Raw genomic sequence first — 18,214 nt, forward strand, 5'->3', positions numbered from 1 at the left:
CCCCGCCCCCTGTCCACCCGTCTGTGACAGATTTTTCAAACTCGGCGAGAAAGGTCCCACCGAGCTGTGGATTATCACGCCGCGCGGCGGTTCAGCAGGTGGTAGAGCACGATCGCGCCGAAGGTCGCGGTGCCGATTCCGCCGAGCTCGTAGCCGAAGATCGGCAGCGTCAGATCGCCGGCTCCGAGAATCAGCGCGGTCGCGACGGTGATCAGATTCTTCGGCTCGGAGAAGTCGACCTTGTTCTCCACCCAGATGCGGCCGGCGGTGGCGGCGATGAGGCCGAAGACCACGACCGCGAGGCCGCCGAGAACCGCGACGGGAATCGTGCCGATCACCGCGCCGAACTTCGGCGAGAAACCGAGAGCCAGCGCAATGATGCCGGCCGCGACGAAGACCAGCGTCGAATAGACTCGCGTCACCGCCATCACGCCCATGTTCTCGGCATAGGTGGTCACGCCCGTGCCGCCGCCCGAGCCGGCGATCATCGTGCCCAGCCCGTCGGCGAAGAAGCCACGGCCAATCAGGTGGTCGAAATTGCGCCCGGTCATCACCGAGATGCCCTTGATGTGGCCGAGATTCTCCGCGACCAGGATGATCGCGACCGGCACGATCAGCGTCATCGCCTTCATGTCGAAGACCGGCGCCACGAAATGCGGCAGGCCGAACCAGGCGGCCGCGCCGATCTTGCCGAAGTCGATCGGCGGTGCGCCGAAGCTCGGCGCCGTCAGCGCATAGAGGATATAGGCAGCGAGCCCGCCGATGAGGATGGGCAGGCGCTGCGGCAATCCCCGGCCGTAGACCGCGACCAGCGCCACCGCGACCACCGTGAACAGCGCGAGCCATTTGGTGTAGGGGCTCGCCGAGATCATATTGATCGCGACCGAGGTCAGGTTGAGGCCGATCGCCGCCACGACCGCACCGGTCACCACCGGCGGCAGCAGCTTCTCGATCCAGTTCGTTCCGACGCCCTGCACGATCAGGCCGATCAGCGCATAGACCGCGCCGCAGGCGATGATGCCGCCGAGCGCGACGCCGATGTTCGGATTGGGACCGGAGCCGGCATAGCCCGTCGCCGCGATGACGACGCCGATGAAGGCGAAGGAGGAGCCGAGATAGCTCGGCAGCTGCCCGCGCGTGATGACGAAGAACAGCAGCGTCGCGATGCCCGAGAAGAAGATCGCGACATTCGGGTCGAAGCCCATCAGCACCGGCGCCAGCACCGTCGAGCCGAACATGGCGACAACATGCTGCAAGCCGGCGATGATCGTCTGCCCTGTCGGCAGCCGCTCGTCCGGCATCACTGCGCCGGAAGTCTTCAGGGTCCAGTTCGGAAAATAGCCCATCGGCATCGCTCCCCAGGGTCGCCGGGGGGCGACCGCACCGGAAGAGCAGATGAGGGCAAGAGGCAGGCCAGCGCCAGATCGCGCGGGCGTCATCCACCGGAATCCGGAGGCGGCAGACGTCATGCCCGGGCCTGACCCGGGCATCCCCTGCGGAGCGAGGCTCCAGGATTCTTCGCCTCCGGAGATTCTCGGGCCGGCACTTCGTGCCGCCCGAGAACGACGCTCTTGAACTTACTCCGCCGCCTGCGCGTGCAGGCGCCCGCCGCGGGCGATCAGCTTGTTGAGCGCCGCCAGATAGGCCTTGGCCGAAGCCACCAGGGTATCGGGATCAGCGCCGCGCCCGCTGACGGAAGAGCCGTCGCGCGAGAGGCGCACCGTCACCTCGGCCTGGGCGTCCGTGCCCTCGGTCACCGCGTGGACGTCGTAGAGTTCCAGCCCGGCCTCATGCGGCACGATCGCCTTGATCGCGTTGAAGATGGCGTCGATCGGGCCGTTGCCCTCAACCTCCTCGGTAACATGCCGGCCTTCGACATCGAGCTTCATGGTCGCACGCTGCGGGCCGCGCGTGCCCGCGATCACCGTGAGCGATTCCAGCTTGATGCGGTCATGGGCGGTTGCGATGTTCTCGTCGACCAGCGCCTCGATATCCTCGTCATAGACGTGCTTCTTGCGGTCGGCCAAGGCCTTGAAGCGGGTGAAGGCGTCTTCCAGCTGATTGTCGCCGAGATCGTAGCCCATCTCCTTCAGCTTGGAACGGAAGGCGGCGCGGCCGGAATGCTTGCCCATCACCAGCGAGGTCTTGGTCACGCCGACCGAGGCCGGCGTCATGATCTCGTAGGTGGTGTTGTTCTTCAGCATGCCGTCCTGGTGGATGCCGCTCTCATGGGCGAAGGCGTTCCGGCCGACGATCGCCTTGTTGTACTGCACCGGGAAGGAGCAGGCGCTCGATACCGCCTTCGAGACGCGCATCAACTGCGTCGCGTCGATGCCGGTGTCGTAGGGCAGCACGTCGCCTCGTACGCGCAGCGCCATCACGACCTCCTCCAGCGCGGCATTGCCGGCGCGCTCGCCGATGCCGTTGACCGTGCACTCGACCTGCCGGACGCCGCCCTCGATCGCCGCCAGCGAATTGGCGACGGCCAGGCCCAAGTCATTGTGGCAATGCGCCGAGAAGATCGCCTTGTCCGCGTTCGGCACGCGCTCGCGCACCGCCTTGAACATGGCGCGATACTCGTCCGGCGTCGCATAGCCGACCGTGTCGGGCAGATTGATCGTGGTCGCACCGGCCCGGATCGCAGCCTCGACCGTGCGGCAGAGGTAATCGATCGGTGTGCGGGTGGCGTCCATCGCCGACCACTCGATATCGTCGACCAGATTGCGCGCCTGCGTCACGGTCGCGGTGATGATCTCCAGCACCTGCTCCTGGCTCTTGCGCATCTGGTGCTCCAGATGGATCGGCGAAGTCGAGACGAAGGTGTGGATGCGCGGCTTCACCGCATGGCGCACCGCCTCGCCGGCGCGGGCGATGTCGGCGCTGATGGCGCGGGCGAGGCCGGCGACCGTGGCGCGCTTCAACCGGCGCGCGATCTCCGAGACGGCCTCGAAATCACCGTCCGAGGCGATCGGGAAGCCGGCCTCGATGATGTCGACGCCCATCACGTCGAGCGCCTCGGCGATCTCCAGCTTCTCCTCGAAGGTCATGGTGGCGCCGGGGCACTGTTCGCCGTCGCGCAAGGTGGTGTCGAAAATCAGCACGCGCTCTTTGGAGGAGCTGTTCTGGGTCGGATTGGTCATGGTCTGCTTCCGGTTTCGGTGCGCCGCGAGATCGGAAAAGGCGGGCGCTGGGTTTGCTGTCGGCGTTTCTCGTCACTCCCCTGAGCGCCCAGGCAGCATGCCCGGCCGGCCCTCAGGGGCGGCTAAGGAGAAGGAGGCCAGGAAGCGAGAACGAAGCGCGTGCGAGGGGAGCGCGAGCGCACATGCTGACGGCCTGCGCAGCGGCGCAGTCCTTCGTCAGGTCATGGCGGGCGGTCGAAACCACGGGCGTTCCTCAAATCGACGGGACAGGATGTAACCGAAAGCAGGTGTCGAGCGCAAGCATGTGTCTTATGCACGCGCGTCAAATGACAGAGGCGATCTGTGGATTATGCTGGCGCGGCGCGATTCGGCCGGCGGTCGCGCCATGCTGGAATCCGGCCTCTTGCTGCCGGAGACCCGCGCCGATGATGCGCTATGACCGCCCCGCCATCGGGCTCGCCTTCGGCCTCACCGGCCTCGCCGGTTTCGTCGATGCGCTCGGCTTCCTCAGCCTCAGCGGCTTCTTCGTCTCCTTCATGACCGGCAACACCACCCGCCTTGGCATCGAACTGGCCGGGCGCCATGCTGGCGGCATCGTTCTGGCCGCGACGATCCTCGGCCTCTTCGTCCTCGGCGTGGTCTGCGGCTCGCTCATCGGCCATTTCGGCAGGCAACAGCGAAAGGCGGCGGTGCTCGCCTTCGTCACCGCGGTCCTGATCTTCGCAGCCAGCCTCGACACCATCGGACTCAGCACGGCCGCAGCCGGCATGCTCGCCTTGGCGATGGGTGCGGAGAACTCGGTCTTCCAGCGCGACGGCGAGGTCACGATCGGCCTGACCTACATGACCGGCACGCTGGTGAAGATGGGGCAGCGCCTCGCCGGCGCCCTGCTCGGCGGGCCGAAGCTCGCTTTCCTGCGCCATCTCGTGCTCTGGCTTGGCCTGCTCAGCGGCGCGGTCGTCGGAGCCGCCGCCCATAGCCGCATCGGCCTCGACGCGATCTGGCTGGCGGCCGGAGCGGCTGCCGGATTCACGGTGCTGGCGTTCTTCATGCCGGAGCGCGCATAGGCCCAGCTTCGCCGAGTCTTTGGTCCTTTCTCCGACATGAGAGCAATGCTAAGCATTCCCTAACGTCACGCACGACAACGATGACCGACTGCTCGAACAGATCGGTGCAACGGGAACGGCCGCACGAAACGTCAGGGAGGCAATCATGCAGCAGACGATCTTCGGCGTGCTCATCGTCATCGGTCTTTCGGTGCCCACAGCGCTCACAGCGCAAACGGCACCGTCGCAGGAGAAGCTGCGGCGCGGCGAATACCTGGCGAGCATCATGGACTGCGCCGGCTGCCATACGCCGGGCATCTTCCTCGGAAAGCCCGACATGCAACGGCGGCTCGCGGGATCCGAGGTAGGCTTTCACATTCCGGGCCTCGGCACCTTCTTTCCGCCCAATCTCACGCCGGACAAGGAAACGGGGTTGGGCTCCTGGTCCGAGGCCGACATCGTCAAGGCTGTCCGTCAGGGAGCCCGGCCTGACGGCCGCGTCCTCGCGCCGGCCATGCCCTATCAGAGCTACGCCAAGCTGACCGAAGCGGATGCTTCAGCCTTGGCCGCCTATCTCAAGAGTCTGAAGCCCGTCTCCCATAAGGTCCCGGCGATCGTCGGCCCCAACGAGAAGGCGACCGCGCCCTATCTTACCGTCAACATGCCGCAATAGGCGGCCGACCGGACGGCGCGATTTCACCGATCCCGAGAATCAGACATCGTCGGGCGGTCTTGTTTCCGCGGAGCTTTCCGATGCGTCATCTGCCCGTCCTTGCACTCTCCGCCGTCCTGCTATCGGCCTGCCAGACTTCGACGGTCAGCGCGCCCCCTGCCCCGCCGCCGGAACAGGCTGCGCCGGGCGTGACGCCCAGCAGCTTCCGCATGCCGACGGGCACGGGCTGTTCGGGCGAGGTCGAGCGCTTCCAGGCGGTGATGGACAACGATCTCGCCACCGGGCACACGACCAAGGGCGTGCATGACCGGGTCAGCGGCGAGATTTCGCGCGCCCGCTCGACCTGCGCGGCGGGCAACGACGCCGGCGCAATCAGTCAGATCCATGCGACGAAAGCGAGATTCGGCTATCCTGGCTGAGACAGCAGTTCGGCCTGACTGAAGGGACACGGCCATGAAACGCCTGCTAGCAACTGCCGCCGTCGCAGCAGCCATGCTCGGCGTTCCGGCATCCGCCTTCGCCTTCTCCGCCTCATTTTCCTGGAAGGGAATAGGCGCCTGCGGCGGAATCTCGCCGGCCTTCGCGATCCGAAACGCTCCGAAGGGCACGACGAGCCTGCGCTTTGCCATGCGCGACACCGACGCGCCCAATTTCCGGCATGGCGGCTCGACGGTCGCCTATGACGGCAAGGGGCGCGTGGCGCAGGGGGCTGTCCGCTATGTCGGCCCCTGCCCTCCAACGGGGCAGAAACATCGTTACGTCTGGACGATCGAGGCGCTCGACAAAAGTGGTGCCGTCCTTGTCCAGACCGAGGCTCAGGGCTCGTTTCCGCCCTGAGCGCGCGGTTCGAGATACTCCCGCTCAGGCCGCCAGCCCCCGCTTCTCCAGCAGCGCATCCGGGGTCGGCAGCCGGCCGCGGAAGAGCGTATAAGCCTCGGCCGCATCGCGCATATCGCCCGCCGAATAGATGTAGCGCTTCAGCTTTTCGGCGACCTGGGCCGAGAACACATCGCCCGTCTCGGTGAAGGCGTTGAAGGCGTCTGCGTCCATCACCTCCGACCAGAGATAGCTGTAATAGCCGGCGGAATAGCCATCGCCCGAGAAGACATGGGTGAAGTGCGGCGTGCGGTGGCGCATGATGATCTCGTTGGGCATGCCGATGCGCGCGAGCTCCGCCGCCTCGAAGGCGAGCGGATCGACCTCCGCCGGCTCCTCCAGCGAATGGAAGGCGAGATCGACCAGCGCCGACGAGGTGTACTCCACGGTGGAGAACCCTTGATTGAAAGTCTGCGCCTTCTCGATCTTCTCGATCAGAGCCTCCGGGATCGGCTCGCCGGTCTCCGCATGCAGGCAATAGTCCCGCATCACCTCGCGCGCCAGGAACCAGTGCTCGTAGAGCTGCGACGGCAACTCGACGAAATCGCGCGCCACCGCCGTGCCGGCGAGCGAGCCATAGGTCACGTCCGAGAGCAGCCCGTGCAGCGCATGGCCGAACTCGTGGAAGAGCGTGCGCGCATCGTCGAGTGAGAGCAACGCGGGCTTGCCCTCGGCCGGCTTGGCGAAATTGCAGACATTGACGATAATCGGCCGGGTCTCGCCACCGAGCTTGCGCTGGCCGCGGAAGGCGCTCATCCAGGCGCCGGAGCGCTTCGAGGAGCGGGCGAAGTAGTCGCCGATGAACAGGCCGATATGGCGCCCGGTCGCGGCTTCCGTCACCTCGAAGATGCGGACATCCGGGTGATAGCCGGCGAGTTCCGGCCGCTCGGCGAAGGAAAGCCCAAAGAGCTTGCCGGCAACGTCGAAGGCAGCCTGCCTGATGCGGTCGAGCTGTAGATAGGGCTTCAGCACGGTTTCATCGAGCGCATAGGTCTTCTGCCTGACCTTCTCGGCATAGTGGCGCCAGTCCCAGGGGCGGATCGGACCGTTCTCGCCTTCATCCTGGGCGAGAGCCGCGAGATCGGCCGCCTCGCGCGCGGCGCGCGCCTTGGCGGGCTTCCAGACCAGTTCCAGAAGGCCGCGGACATGCTCAGGCGTCTTCGCCATGGCGTCGTCGAGCTTGAAATGCGCGAAGGTCGGATATCCCAGCAGCTTCGCCTTCTCGGCTCGGAGCTTCACCATCTCGGAGACAATGGCGCGGTTGTCGCTCTCGCCGCCATTCTCGCCGCGCTTGCTCCAGGCGATGAAGGCTTCCTCGCGCAGATCGCGGCGGGTCGAGAAGGTCAGGAACGGCTCGATGATCGAACGCGACAGCGTCACCGCGTGCTGGCCGGGCTTACCGCGATCGGCCGCCGCGCGCGCCATGGCCACCTTCAGGAACTCCGGAAGGCCGGCGAGCCCGGCCTCGTCCTCGATAAACAGCGCATAGGAGGATTCGTCCTTCAGCACGTTCTGGCTGAACTGCGTGCCGAGCGCCGCCAGCCGCTCGTTGATGGCGGCGAGCCGCTTCTTGTCCTCCGGCGCAAGCTTGGCACCCGAGCGGATGAAGCCCTTATAGGTCCGTTCCAAGAGCCGCGCCTGCTCGGCGCCGAGGCCGAGCGTATCGCGCTTGGCGTTGACGGCATCGACGCGGGCGAAGAGCCCCTCATCCATCATGATCGCCGACCAGTGCCGCGAGGAGATCGGCGACATCTCGCGCTCGATCGCCTGCAGCGCCTCGTTCGTGTCGGCACCGGTCAGGTTGTAGAACACGCCGCCGACGCGGCTGAGCGCACGCCCTGCCCGTTCCAGCGCTTCAACGGTGTTGGCGAAGTCGGGAGCAGCCTCGTCTCCGACGATCGCCGCGATCTCCGCCTTGTGCTTGTCGAGCGCCGCGTCGAAAGCCGGGCGAATATGCTCCGGCTTGATCGCGGCGAAAGGCGGCAGCCGAAACGGCGTTTCCCAGCGCGTGGCGAAGGGGTTCTCCGCCGGCAGTGGAAGGGATTCCGGATAGGCGGTGTCGGCAGAGCTCATCGGGTTACTTTCGCAGGGCGGGCAGGATCAGTCGCCGTCGAAGATATGTGCGAGATAGCGGCGCATGAAGGGCGGCATGTCGTGCTTTTCAGTCTCGGCGAGATCGCGCACGATCACGATGTCGGAGAGCTCTTCCTCTTCGAGGTGCTTCATCCGCCCCAGCATCAGCGCGCGCGCTTCATCCGCTGGCAGGTCGATTCCGACCTCGCGCATGAAGGCGATGCGCCCCTGTTCGATCAGCGCCGTCCAGCCCTCGCCCACGCTGAGCTCCTCGACGCTCAAGCCCGTTTCCTCCGCGAGCTCGCGGGTGACGCTGCCGGCGAGGTCGAGCCTGCCGTCGGGGCGTGCATCCTCGCGGTCGGGCGTGCCGGCGGCGAAATAGACCTTGCCGGCATTGGCGGTGTGCTCGCCCATTTTCCCGCAGAGGAAGGCGCCATCGTTGGCCCGAAGCGCCGCCATGGCAAAGCCGTTGCGGATCACAGGGCCGGGATGGCCGACATCGCGCCAGGTCATGAAGGCGGCATAGTCGGTCTCGAAATAACCGGCCTCGAATACGCCGTCGCGGATCGCGGCGCGGTGCTGAAGCATGATGCGGCCGTTGAACATCGCGGGCTTCCCGGCGCTTATCTTCGCCCAATGCGCCTCGATATTCCCGGCATTTTCGCGGGCAAAGCCCCAGTCATAAGGCTCGACCTTGGCATCGACCCTCGACAGCCGGACGATCGTGCCGTTCTCGACGCCGTCGTTCACAGCAATACGCCCTCGCTGACCACGATGGCCGAACCGCCGATGCGCGCCGAGACGAGTACGCCGTTCCGGACGCTCAGTTCCAGCGCGACCTGCGAGGGCCGGCCCATCTCGTAGCCCTGTTCGACGACGAAGCGATGGTCGCCGTCATCCGGCTTGCCATAGGCCATGACGGCACCAGCGAACGCCGCGACCGCGCCGCCCGTCGCCGGGTCCTCGCCGATCCCGGTCCCCGGCCAGAACATGCGGGCATGGAAGGCATTCCCGGCCTCGGCCGTCTCGGCGCTGTAGAGGAAGGCGCCGCCCGTGCCGACCGCCGCTTGCCAATGCGCGGCTTCCGGCCTAGCCCGGCCTACGGCCTCCCGCGTCGAGACGGGCACGCAGAGAAAGGGCACGCCGGCGGAATAGACCGCCGGCCGATACGCTGCGAAGCCGAGATCGCTGGACTGAAGCCCGAGCGCTGCCGCGATCGCGCCGGCAGTCGCCGCCTCCCCCACCTGCTCGGGCAGACGCGGCAGGGTGAAGATCGCATGGCCGGCATGGCTGCCGGTGACCTCGACTGCGCAGGAAACCGGTCCGATCGTTTCCTCCAGTACCAGCATATCGGCAGGCACGCCCGCGGCATGGTCGGTGAGCGCAAGCCAGACCGCGGTGCCGACCGTCGGATGGCCGGCGAAGGGCAGTTCCGAGCCTGGCGTGAAAATGCGCACCGAGGCACGGTGCCCCGGCCGTTCGGGCGGCGAGACGAAGACCGTCTCCGACAGGTTGAATTCCTTGGCGATGGCCTGCATCGCCTCCGTATCCAATCCCTCGGACTGAAGCACCACCGCCAGCGGATTGCCGGCATGGCGATGTGTGGTGAAGACGTCGAGCGTGACGAAGCGGCGTTTCATCTGTGCCTCCTTGGGGTCACCCTGCCGGGATGTCGAGGTCGATGGTGAGCGGACAATGGTCGGACGCCTTGGGCCGGTCCCAGCCAACGCGCGGGTAGCGATCGGCGCAGGTCGCCAGCCGCGCCATCGAGCGGTCCGGCTCGCGCGGGTCGAGCGGCACGCGGTACGGCAGTCCGCGCCGGATCATCTGCATGGCGGGCGTCGAATTGGCCGCCGCCAGAGCCGGGGACAGCAGCATGTGGTCGAGCGGCATATGGCTATCGACCAGCTTCTCCTCGCTCTCTGACCAGTAGCGCCGGAAATGCGTCCAGCGCTCATGCGCCGGCAGCGCATCCATCGGATCGACGGCAAAATCATCCAGCAAGGGCTCGATACCGCTGGCGCCCTCATCGACTCGCTCGGCCAGCGGCCCGAGGCCGTAGCGGTAGCCGTTGAGATCGCCCAGCACGATCCAGTTCGTCTCGCGCCAGCCGCCGCCGAAGCGTTGCTGGATCAGCCATCGGACCGCCCGCGCCTCGGCACGGCGCACCGGCAGCGTCATCTCGCGCCCGTCCTCGCGGCCATTGTTCATCGACTTGAAGTGGCAACCGAACAGGCTGAGCCGCCTTCCGTCGACGGCCAGTTCGACCTCCAGGCAGTCGCGCGCGAAGACCTTCCCGTGTGGCCCGATGCCGAGCATGGCGAGTTCGCGATCATGCACGCCGGCCTCGGCGAAGGTCAGGTCCTTGTGCGAGCGCACCGTGACCTGCCCCGGCCCGAACAGGTCGCGCCGCGCCGCAAAGCCGATATCGATGCCTCGCCTGTCATTGCCGTCGATCAGTGTGAAATGGCCGTAGCGGTGGTCGGCGATGCGATGGACATAGTTCGCGAAGAAGGCCTGCAGGCTCGCGAGCGAGTCGACCTCCTGCAGCATCCAGAGATCGGCCTGCGCCTCGGCGATGGCGAGCGCCGTCATCTGGCGCTTGTCGTCCTCCAGCGCCACCGCGAGAGAGCGCTCGACCGCGTCGCGTTCGTCGGAGCGCGGGAAGTGAAACAGCGACATCGCCGCCGCGGTTTCGGTACGCCCGCCCGGCTCGAAGCGGTGGCGCGTCAGCAGGTTCTCGACATTGAAAGTCCCGACACGCAGCTTCATCGCGACGCGCTCAGATCGCCTGCGGCTCGAAGACCTGCGATGGCGTCACGAATTCATCCTGCGCCGCCACGGTCAGGATCTCGCGTGAGCCCGCCTCCTTGGTGCGCTTCAGCAGGCCGTAGATCGAGGACGACGCCTTCGACAATGCCGCAGCAGCCGAGTCCTCGCGCAGGTAATGGGTGAAGAACAGCGCCGCGATCGCATCGCCCGCGCCGTTGACGCTGACATCGAGCTTCGGCGTGCGCACCCGCCAGCTGCCCTTCGCATCCGCCGCCATCAAGTCGATCGAGTCGGCCGGTGTCTCCTCGGTGACGAGCGAGGTCACCATCACCACCCTCGGCCCGGCATCGCGCAGCGCCTCCACGGCGCGATGCGCATCGGCAATGCTCTTGATCTCGATATCGGTCAGAAGCTCCAGCTCGAACTGGTTGGGCGTCACGATATCGGCGGCCGGAACGGCCTGCTCGCGCATGAATTCAGGGATTCCGGGCCGCACGAAGACACCGCGGCCGACATCGCCGATCACCGGGTCACAGCAATAGAGCGCCTTGGGATTGGCTGCCCGCACCCTCTCGACCGCGGAGAGGATCGCATGGCCGATATCGGCGGAGCCCATATAGCCGGAAATCACGCCGTCGCAGCTGGCGAGCACATTGCGCTCGGCAATGCCTTCCATCACCTCGTCGATCATGCCGCCATCGAAGACCCGACCCTTCCAGTTGCCGTAGCCGGTGTGATTCGAGAACTGCACCGTATGAATCGGCCAGACATCGACACCGAGCCTCTGCATCGGAAAGGTCGCGGAGGCGTTGCCCACATGGCCATAGGCGACATGGGACTGGATCGAGAGAATGTTCATGGTCCGAAGCGATACCCCGTTCGCGTGTGGACGCGAACCTAACGGCTCCGGCGCGAGGCGCAAATCGAAAGCGGTGATGTCCCCGATCAGCGGAGGCTAGGGCATCGACAGCCGCGCCACACCGGCCGTGTCGGTGAACTGCGTCACGCTCTTCACCTTGCCGTCGGCAATGGTGAAGGCATCCATGATCTCGAAGGAGCCGGTGCGGCCAGTCGGCTTGCATTCGACATCGGCGCGCCAGTGGAACGTCGCCTTGTCGCCATCGACCGTCAGCGACAACTCCTCGATATTGCTGAAGACATAGGTGGCGATCAGCCCCGCCATCTGGTCGCGCACGGCGGAATGCCCGTCCGGCTCGGCAAAGACCTCGGCCGCCTGCGGTCCACCGGCGAGCCGATAGCTACAATCGGGGTGCAGGTATTCCATCAGGGCATCGAGATCGCCGCGATGGCGGGCACCATAGGCATCGCGGATCAAGGCTTCGACGGCGGCGCGTTCTGTCATGTCGCCTCTCCTTACGTCAGCGCCCCAGTTTCGCGCCGAGCTGGCCGTAAGTCCAACGTGCAGTAGCGAGCCTTGCATCAGGAAGAGGACCACCCGCCGCCAAACGCGGGGCACATGTCGTCACGACGGCGCGGAGCGGAGCATCGCCCTCCGAGGCGATCACTCATGTGGCGCTACGTGTACCATCGTCGTGGCCAGCACGTAACGGAGGCCCTCCTGCCGGTAGTCGAGCTCGACCTCGCCGTGGAATTTCTGAGCCATCACGCGCTCGACCAGCCGCGAGCCGAACCCCTGACGTCTGGGCTTGACGACGGGCGGCCCGCACTTCTCCACCCATTCGAAGCGGAACGCGTCCTCGCTCTGCGGCCGGCCGGTCGACCAGCCGATCGCAACCTCGCCTGCCTCCACCGAGAGCGCGCCATATTTCACCGCGTTGGTCGCGAGTTCGTTGACGGCGAGAGCCAGGGTCATCGCCTGATCGGCCGGCAACCGCAGCAGCGGTCCTTCGATGCGGATCGTGCCAAGGCCGGGGCGATGCGGCGCCAGCGCCCCTTCGACGACCGCGCGGATCGGCGCACTGCTCCAGCTCGATTGGGTCAGAATGGAATGCGCCTCGCCGAGCGTGGCGATACGCTCGCTCAGGACAGACTGCGCCTCTTCGAGGGTCTCCGCCGAGCGGAAGGTCTGGTTGGCGATTGCAGCGATCATCGCCAGCGTGTTCTTCATGCGGTGGGCGAGCTCGGCATTGAGCAGCCGGCCATTGCGCTCGGCCTGCACCTTGGCGGTCGTTTCCATGACTGTATCGATCATGCCGAGGACTTGGCCGTTCTCGTCGCGGATCGGACTGATACAGGCCGTGAACCAGGCCTCCTCGGGATGGCCGTAGCGGTTGATCGTCAGAGGGAAGTCTTCGACGAAGGTCGCCTCGCCGGCGAACGCCCTGGCGACCATCGGGCTGATCTCGTCCCAGACTTCCAGCCAGACATCGCGGAAGGAGCGTCCGAGCGCCGGGGGCTTGTTGCCAAGGATAAAACCGAACGCATCGTTGTGGATGGTGATCAGATCCGCGCCGCAGGCGATGCATTTCGGGAAGCGTGAGTTGACCATCATGGCGACGGCGGTCTTCAGGGCGGAAGGCCAGCAACCGATCGGCCCGAGCGGGCTCGCCGCCCAGTCATATGCGCGGATGGCGGCGGCCATGTCGCCACCGCCATCGAGAAATGCTGCCTCGCCGCTCATATGCCCCCCAAGGCGCGAACTCCCACAGCATACAATGGATAGAGGTCGCGAGCGACGTCGAATGACAGTTCTAGATCAGACGCATCGCGTCAAGAGCCTGACGCCGCCTTCTTGGCAAAGCTATCGATGAAGGTCTTCGACAGATCGACATTTGAATTAGTCAACTCAGGATCGAGCAATTTGAGCGAGTCGTACATGCTCTTCATGCCGTCGGGCGTGGAGATGCCGGTGCGCGAATAGCTTTCCTGCGAATTCTTGACCGCACGGATGTAGAGCGGCTTGTCGCCAAGCAGGAACTCTTCCGGCACGAGATCCGCAACATCTTCGGGTTTTGCGGTTTCCAGCCATTTGAGCGACTTCATCAAGGCGTTGACCAGCTTCTGTGTCGTGACCGGGTTCTTCTCGGCGAAATCGTTCTTGAGATAGAGCACCGCAGCCGGGTTGGACCCGCCGAACAGCGCCTTGGTGCCGGCCTCGGTGCGGGTGTCGATCAGCGACACGATGTCGCCGTCGGCCTCGAGCTTCGATGTCACGGGGTCGAGATGCGAGATCACGTCGACCTGCTTCTGCTTGATCGCCGCGACGGCGCTCGCGCCGGCACCGACGCCGATGATCGGGGCATCCGTCGCCTTCAGCCCCGCCTTCACCATGGCGTACTGCGCAGTCAGTGCCGTCGAGGAGCCCGGCGCCGTCACGCCGATCTTGAGGCCCTTGAAATCGGCCGCCGACTTCACCTTGTCGGCCAGATCCTTGCGCACGGCGATGGTGATCGCCGGGAAGCGGCCGAGCTCGATCACCGCGCGGATGTCCTGGCCCTTCGCCTGCATGCGGATGGTGTGCTCGTAAGCGCCGGTCACGACATCGACCGAGCCGCCGACGAGCGCCTGAAGCGACTTGGCGCCGCCGCCGAAATCATTGATCTCGACGTCGAGGCCCTGCTCCTTGAAGAAGCCCTTCTTCTCCGCGACGGTGAGCGGCAGGTAGTAGAGCAGTTGCTTGCCGCCGACGCCGAGCGTCAGCTTCGGCTTCTCGGCATTCTGGGCGAGCGCATTTGACGCCGCGCCGAGCGCGGTCGAAAGGGCGAGCGCGGCCAGCGCGCTGCGGCGGGACAAGAGCATGGATTTTCCTCCGGGGTTGGACCTGCTGGCGCTTCTGACGGGCGCGCATTCGCGTCGAACATAGGCTAGATTGAACAATGGGAGCAAGAATCCCGAGCCAGCCGACAAGGCGGTGCCGTCTGGTTTGTCCACGCATGTCTACCCGTTGCAATTGCAAGACGAGGGCCGGCCATGAACGAGGCGCGCATCGCCATATTCGTGTTTGTCTGCCTGACCACAGCCTCGCTGGGCGCGTTGTTCTGCTACCAGCGTCTCCCGGAGCATCAAAGGCTGGACGATACGCAGAAGGTCCTGCACCTCATCGCCAACATCTTCGTCGTGATGACGTCCCTGGTGCTCGGCCTCATGATCACCTCGGCGAAGAGCAGGTTCGATGGCGTCAACCAGGACGTTCACCGCTACGCCACCGAGCTGATTCTCCTCGACCGGATGTTGTTCCTCTATGGTCCGGAAGCCAGCGAAACCCGCCAGAGACTTCTCGCCTATACCGAGCGCGCCGCGAACGGCCGCTGGACTGCTGAAGGCGGGCTTTCGGACAAGACCTCCGAACAATTGCTCGAGGACGTCGGAACCCGCCTGCGCGCCCTCGAACCGAGCCACGATCCCCAGCTCTCGATCTGGAACGACATGCGCGAGCAGTACCGCAAGGCGCTCGAGTTGCGCTGGAGCCTGGTGGAACAGGCCGAGGGCTCGCTGCCCCGATCGCTGATGCTGATGGTCGTCGCCTGGCTGGTCCTGATCTTCGCAATCTTCGGTTTCCGGGCACCGCGGAACGCCGTAGTCATGACGGGCTTCATCGCGGCTGCGGCTCTGATCGGCGGAGCGATCTACCTGATCGTGGACATGGACGCGCCCTTCGACGGGCCTATCCAGATCTCGCCCGCTCCCTTGCAGAGGGCGCTGACGGAAATGCGCCGGTAGAACGGCCAAAAGGCCACCGGCCGAAACAGCGGCGTGCCCGCCGCGTCGTCCTGCATGGCCTTGGCCGTCCGTCGCTCAGCCCGCCGTCACTGCGGGAACGAGGCCGTGGCGGAGCATGACCTCCTTCACCGCGGCGGGATCGGGCGGCCCGCCACCGACCAGCAAACCGGCGATCTCACGAAAATATCCGGCCCCCAGTACGCCGGGCGACAGGATGCAGAGGCAACTCGCCGCCCGATCGCTGTCGTTCCGGAAGCCGTGGACGACGCCACGCCGAATGAAGGCCGACTGACCGGGTTGCAAGGCGATGTCGCGGCCATCGATCGTGAACGTCAAGGTTCCGTCGAGACCGTAGAGCGTCTCGTCCCAGCTCTCGTGATGGTGAGGCACGGGAACCCTCCCCTTGGGAGCCACGGTCATCCGAAAGACATCGACGCTGCCTTCGGTTTCGTCCTTGTCGTGCAGAAACTCCAGGAGCAGCCCACCGATGCTGATCGTTTCGGCCGTTTCGGCCACCGGAACCTCCCCAATCTTGCCCGCGATGCTCCGATCCTAGCGATCTGACGAAGAGGAAGCTACGGTTTCCGCCACGGGCTTGGCCGCCATCAGGCCACCGTCGTCGTGCTCTGCGCCGGCCGCCAGACCAGGAGCCGCTTCTCGATCATCGTCACCAGCGCGTCGATGGCGATGACGAAGATCGCCAGGATCAGCATGCCCGAGAACACGCCGGTCACGTCGAAGACGCTCTCTGCCTCGTGGATCTTGTAGCCGAGCCCGGCCGAGGATCCGAGATATTCGCCCACGACAGCGCCGACCAGCGCGAAGCCGACCGAAGTGTGCAGCGAGGAGAACATCCAGGTCAGCGCCGACGGCCAGTAGACATGCTTGAAGAGCTGGCGCTCGTTCATCCCGAGCATGCGCGCATTGGCCAGGATCGTCGGCGAGACCTCGCGCACGCCCTGGTAGACATTGAAGAACACGATGAAGAAGACGAGCGTGAAGCCCAGCGCCACCTTCGACCAGATGCCCAGCCCGAACCAGAGCGCGAAGATCGGCGCCAGCACTACACGCGGCAGGGCGTTCGCCGCCTTGATATAGGGATCGAACACAGCCGAGAGCAGCTCGCGCCGCGCGAAGGCGAAGCCGAACAGGATGCCGGCGAGCGAGCCGATGACGAAGGCGAGCACCGTCTCGGTCAGCGTGATGCCAAGATGCCAGTAGATGTCGGCGCTGGTGAGCTGCTTGAAGGTCCGCGTCAGCACCGCAACCGGCGTCGAGAAGAAGAACTGGATCGTCTTGACGTCGCCGAACAGGCTCGTGGTCGTCGCAACATGCCAGAACAGCAGGAATGCGATCATCACCAGGATCTGGAGCGAGATGAGCTTCAGCCGCCTCACGATGCATCTCCTCCGACGAGTTCGCGGCCCTCGCCCATCGCATAAGCCTTCTGCACCTCGACGCGCAGCGAGGTCCAAATGTCGCGATGGATCTCGTGGAAGGCCTTCTCCAGCCGGATGTCTGCGATATCGCGCGGACGCGGCAGGTCGACCTTGTAGTCCGCGACGATCCCCGCCGCCGGCCCTGCCGACATCACCACGACACGGTCGGACAGCGCGATCGCCTCTTCGAGGTCGTGCGTCACGAACATCAGCGCCTTGCGGTCGCGGGACCAGAGGTCGAGCAGCAGATTGCCCATGATCTGCCGGGTCTGCGCGTCGAGCGGCCCGAAGGGCTCGTCCATCAGCAGGATCTCGGGATTGCGGATCAGCATCTGCGCCAGGCTGACGCGCTTGCGCTGCCCACCCGAGAGCATGTGCGGGTAGCGGTCGACGAAGGTCCGCAGGCCCACACGCGCAAGCCATTCGCGCGCGCGCTGGTCCGCCTCGCGCTCGGGCACGCCCATCGGCTCCAGCGCGACCTTGACGTTGTCCAGCGCCGTTTTCCACGGCATCAGCGCGTCCTGCTGGAAGAGATAGCCGGCGCGCCGGTTCAAACCCACGAGCGGCTTGCCGAATATGCCGACAGAACCTGCCGACGGCGACAGCAGCCCCGCCGCCGCGTTGAGCAGCGTGGACTTGCCGCAACCGGTCGGCCCGACGATCGAGACGAACTCGCCGGGATGGACCTTGAGGTCGACGCCCTTGACCGCCTGATAGCGCCCGCCATCGGCGAGATGGAAAGTGATGCCGATGCCGCCGAGCGCCACCGCCGGATCCCCCGACGAAACCGGCGCTGCCCCCGCATGAGCATGCGGGCGATCCTGCAACTCCATGAAATCCGTTTCCTCGTCGGCCGCCTTGCGCGGCGCCGTCAGCTTTTCTGTGTTGCCGAAATTAATAGGCGATCGTTCCGGGAAGGCAACGCCGCCACGCCATGCGGCTGCCCGCCGCTTGCATCGATCCGCTGACGCAGCCATATGGCTGAGCCGACCCGACCCCGCAGGAGCCGAGCCGAACGCCATGGCCGACATCGAACAAGCCATGAAGGCGCTCGTCGAGTTCATGCAGGCCAATCAGCAATGGGCGATACCGATCGTGTTCGCGGTCGCCTTCGCCGAATGCGTCGCGATTCTCTCCTGGCTCGTGCCGGCCACGGTGTTCTTCACCACCTTCGGCGCCGTCGCGGGGGCCTCGGGCCTCAACCTCGTGCCGCTCGCGCTGGCGGCCTCGCTCGGCGCCGGTGCCGGCTTCTGGGTGTCCTACTGGGCGGGGCTCGTCCTCGGCCCGCGCGTCCACGACTACTGGCCCTTCACCAAGAACCCCGAACTGCTGGACCGCGGCCACGCCTTCTTCGAGAAATGGGGCATTGCCAGCATCCTGATCGGACACTTCTTCGGGCCGCTGCGGGCGGTGATCGCGATCGTCGCCGGCCTCGTCGCCATGCCGTTCTGGGCCTTCCAGCTTGCGAACTGGGCCGCCTCCTTCGCCTGGGGCTTCGGATTGCTCTACGGCGTCGGCCGCATCAGCGAATTCCTCGCGCGCTGAAGCCGCCAG

The 18,214-nt window shown here is 65.8% G+C and carries 19 protein-coding genes; 6 read left to right on the forward strand and 13 right to left on the reverse strand.

Features of this window, described 5'->3' with window-relative positions; translation table 11 throughout:
* Positions 1-74 precede the first annotated feature (74 nt).
* Both AB4Z16_RS23555 and AB4Z16_RS23560 read right to left on the reverse strand, forming a co-directional pair.
* Positions 75-1,352, reverse strand: a complete 1,278-nt coding sequence (locus AB4Z16_RS23555; protein WP_441513755.1) for a solute carrier family 23 protein — start codon at positions 1,350-1,352, stop codon at positions 75-77.
* A 225-nt stretch (positions 1,353-1,577) separates the two neighbouring features.
* Positions 1,578-3,140 carry a 2-isopropylmalate synthase gene (locus tag AB4Z16_RS23560; protein WP_441513756.1) on the reverse strand — a complete coding sequence of 521 codons (1,563 nt, stop codon included), beginning with the start codon at positions 3,138-3,140 and terminating at the stop codon, positions 1,578-1,580.
* Between the two features lie 425 nt (positions 3,141-3,565).
* Between AB4Z16_RS23560 and AB4Z16_RS23565 the strand changes: the two genes are divergently transcribed.
* From AB4Z16_RS23565 to AB4Z16_RS23580, 4 genes are all read left to right on the forward strand, one after another.
* Entirely contained in the window at positions 3,566-4,207 is a 642-nt protein-coding gene (locus AB4Z16_RS23565; protein ID WP_441513757.1) for a YoaK family protein, read from the forward strand.
* Positions 4,208-4,352: 145 nt separating this feature from the next.
* Positions 4,353-4,859, forward strand: a complete 507-nt coding sequence (locus tag AB4Z16_RS23570; RefSeq protein ID WP_441513758.1) for a c-type cytochrome — start codon at positions 4,353-4,355, stop codon at positions 4,857-4,859.
* Between the two features lie 80 nt (positions 4,860-4,939).
* Positions 4,940-5,278, forward strand: coding sequence for a hypothetical protein (locus tag AB4Z16_RS23575; protein ID WP_441513759.1), 339 nt, complete (start codon positions 4,940-4,942; stop codon positions 5,276-5,278).
* A 34-nt stretch (positions 5,279-5,312) separates the two neighbouring features.
* Positions 5,313-5,696: a phospholipid-binding protein gene (locus AB4Z16_RS23580; protein ID WP_441513760.1), complete on the forward strand. Its 384-nt coding sequence runs from the start codon at positions 5,313-5,315 to the stop codon at positions 5,694-5,696.
* A 24-nt stretch (positions 5,697-5,720) separates the two neighbouring features.
* On the opposite strand, the gene AB4Z16_RS23585 is transcribed toward AB4Z16_RS23580, so the two are convergent.
* The 8 genes from AB4Z16_RS23585 to AB4Z16_RS23620 all read right to left on the reverse strand — a co-directional run bounded on the left by AB4Z16_RS23585 (position 5,721) and on the right by AB4Z16_RS23620 (position 14,294).
* Positions 5,721-7,808, reverse strand: a complete 2,088-nt coding sequence (locus AB4Z16_RS23585) for a M3 family metallopeptidase (protein ID WP_441513761.1) — start codon at positions 7,806-7,808, stop codon at positions 5,721-5,723.
* Between the two features lie 27 nt (positions 7,809-7,835).
* Positions 7,836-8,558 carry an NUDIX hydrolase gene (locus tag AB4Z16_RS23590; protein WP_441513762.1) on the reverse strand — a complete coding sequence of 241 codons (723 nt, stop codon included), beginning with the start codon at positions 8,556-8,558 and terminating at the stop codon, positions 7,836-7,838.
* Positions 8,555-9,448 (reverse strand): PhzF family phenazine biosynthesis protein, encoded by an 894-nt coding sequence (locus AB4Z16_RS23595; protein WP_441513763.1) that lies wholly within the window; start codon positions 9,446-9,448, stop codon positions 8,555-8,557. Before AB4Z16_RS23595 ends, AB4Z16_RS23590 begins: the two co-directional genes overlap by 4 nt.
* A 16-nt stretch (positions 9,449-9,464) precedes the next feature.
* Positions 9,465-10,580 carry an endonuclease/exonuclease/phosphatase family protein gene (locus AB4Z16_RS23600; protein ID WP_441513764.1) on the reverse strand — a complete coding sequence of 372 codons (1,116 nt, stop codon included), beginning with the start codon at positions 10,578-10,580 and terminating at the stop codon, positions 9,465-9,467.
* Positions 10,581-10,590: 10 nt separating this feature from the next.
* The gene (gene pdxY / locus AB4Z16_RS23605) at positions 10,591-11,439 is read right to left on the reverse strand and encodes a pyridoxal kinase PdxY (RefSeq protein ID WP_441513765.1); all 849 of its coding nucleotides are present in this window, start codon (positions 11,437-11,439) and stop codon (positions 10,591-10,593) included.
* Between the two features lie 96 nt (positions 11,440-11,535).
* Positions 11,536-11,943, reverse strand: coding sequence for a nuclear transport factor 2 family protein (locus AB4Z16_RS23610; protein ID WP_441513766.1), 408 nt, complete (start codon positions 11,941-11,943; stop codon positions 11,536-11,538).
* A 159-nt stretch (positions 11,944-12,102) separates the two neighbouring features.
* The gene (locus AB4Z16_RS23615) at positions 12,103-13,182 is read right to left on the reverse strand and encodes a sensor histidine kinase (RefSeq protein ID WP_441513767.1); all 1,080 of its coding nucleotides are present in this window, start codon (positions 13,180-13,182) and stop codon (positions 12,103-12,105) included.
* An 89-nt stretch (positions 13,183-13,271) separates the two neighbouring features.
* Positions 13,272-14,294: an ABC transporter substrate-binding protein gene (locus tag AB4Z16_RS23620; RefSeq protein ID WP_441513869.1), complete on the reverse strand. Its 1,023-nt coding sequence runs from the start codon at positions 14,292-14,294 to the stop codon at positions 13,272-13,274.
* Positions 14,295-14,471: 177 nt separating this feature from the next.
* Here AB4Z16_RS23620 and AB4Z16_RS23625 point away from each other — a divergent pair, with 177 nt between their 5' ends.
* Positions 14,472-15,221, forward strand: a complete 750-nt coding sequence (locus tag AB4Z16_RS23625) for a bestrophin-like domain (RefSeq protein WP_441513768.1) — start codon at positions 14,472-14,474, stop codon at positions 15,219-15,221.
* 75 nt (positions 15,222-15,296) lie between these two features.
* Here AB4Z16_RS23625 and AB4Z16_RS23630 read toward each other — a convergent pair whose 3' ends face one another.
* From AB4Z16_RS23630 to AB4Z16_RS23640, 3 genes are all read right to left on the reverse strand, one after another.
* On the reverse strand, positions 15,297-15,737 hold the full coding sequence (locus AB4Z16_RS23630) for a cupin domain-containing protein (RefSeq protein WP_441513769.1): 441 nt from the start codon (positions 15,735-15,737) through the stop codon (positions 15,297-15,299).
* An 89-nt stretch (positions 15,738-15,826) separates the two neighbouring features.
* A complete protein-coding gene (locus tag AB4Z16_RS23635) occupies positions 15,827-16,618 on the reverse strand; it encodes an ABC transporter permease (protein WP_441513770.1) in 792 nt (263 codons plus the stop codon).
* Positions 16,615-17,493 carry an ABC transporter ATP-binding protein gene (locus tag AB4Z16_RS23640; protein WP_441513771.1) on the reverse strand — a complete coding sequence of 293 codons (879 nt, stop codon included), beginning with the start codon at positions 17,491-17,493 and terminating at the stop codon, positions 16,615-16,617. Before AB4Z16_RS23640 ends, AB4Z16_RS23635 begins: the two co-directional genes overlap by 4 nt.
* Before the next feature lie 187 nt (positions 17,494-17,680).
* On the opposite strand from AB4Z16_RS23640, the gene AB4Z16_RS23645 reads away from it, so the two are divergent.
* Positions 17,681-18,205 carry a DedA family protein gene (locus tag AB4Z16_RS23645; RefSeq protein ID WP_441513772.1) on the forward strand — a complete coding sequence of 175 codons (525 nt, stop codon included), beginning with the start codon at positions 17,681-17,683 and terminating at the stop codon, positions 18,203-18,205.
* Positions 18,206-18,214 lie beyond the last annotated feature (9 nt).

The sequence above is a fragment of the Allobosea sp. TAF32 genome, from assembly GCF_052113585.1.
GTDB lineage: Bacteria > Pseudomonadota > Alphaproteobacteria > Rhizobiales > Beijerinckiaceae > Allobosea.